Here is a 650-nt window from a genome sequence, read left to right on the forward strand (position 1 = left end):
GCTGGGTCAGCGTCGACGCCGAGAGGTACTCGAACGTCTCGTCGCGGTCGAGCACGAGCGCGTCCGCCAGTTCGTCCAGCTCGAACCGACCGTCGGTCATCCGCTCGTCCAGCAGGTCCTCCTCGACGCCGCGCTCGACGTTCGCGACGAACGTGTCCCGGTACAGCGCGTCGTAGTCGGCCGCGCCGTCACGGTAGCTCGTGCCCGTGTCGTCTGTGGTGTCCTCGCTCTCCGTTCCGAGGAGGTCGATCGGCTCCTGGCCCGTCACCTCGTCGAAGTACCGATCGAGGTGGAGCACGGCCGCGACGCGCTTGTACGCGGGATCGCGCTCGATCCGGGCGGTCGTCACGTTGATGAGCGCCTCGTAGACTTCGTCGCGGGATGCACCCTCGTAGAGGTCGCGTTCGGCTTCCCGCACGAGGTCGGCGGCGGTGTCGTCGTCGACGATGTCGGTCTGTCCGCGCCGCGCTCGGTCGAGTAGTTCTCGTATCGCTGCGTCCTGTGTCGCTGTTGCGCTAGCCATCTTATCTAACTCCTGAGTTGCGTATCGCTCGGGTCTCAGTCCGCCTCCGAGTCAGGTGGCGAATCCGGACCCGAATCCGCATCGTCTGTGATCACTTCCCCGCCGTCGAGTTCCTCGTCTATGATCC

At 65.7% G+C, this 650-nt stretch carries 1 pseudogene; it reads right to left on the reverse strand.

Features of this window, described 5'->3' with window-relative positions:
- Positions 1–523: pseudogene (locus DEQ92_RS21270) on the reverse strand (hypothetical protein); the annotation flags it as partial.
- Between the last annotated feature and the right edge of the window lie 127 nt (positions 524–650).

Origin of the sequence: Haloferax sp. Atlit-6N (assembly GCF_003383195.1) — an archaeon.
In the GTDB taxonomy this organism is placed as follows: Archaea; Halobacteriota; Halobacteria; order Halobacteriales; family Haloferacaceae; genus Haloferax; species Haloferax gibbonsii.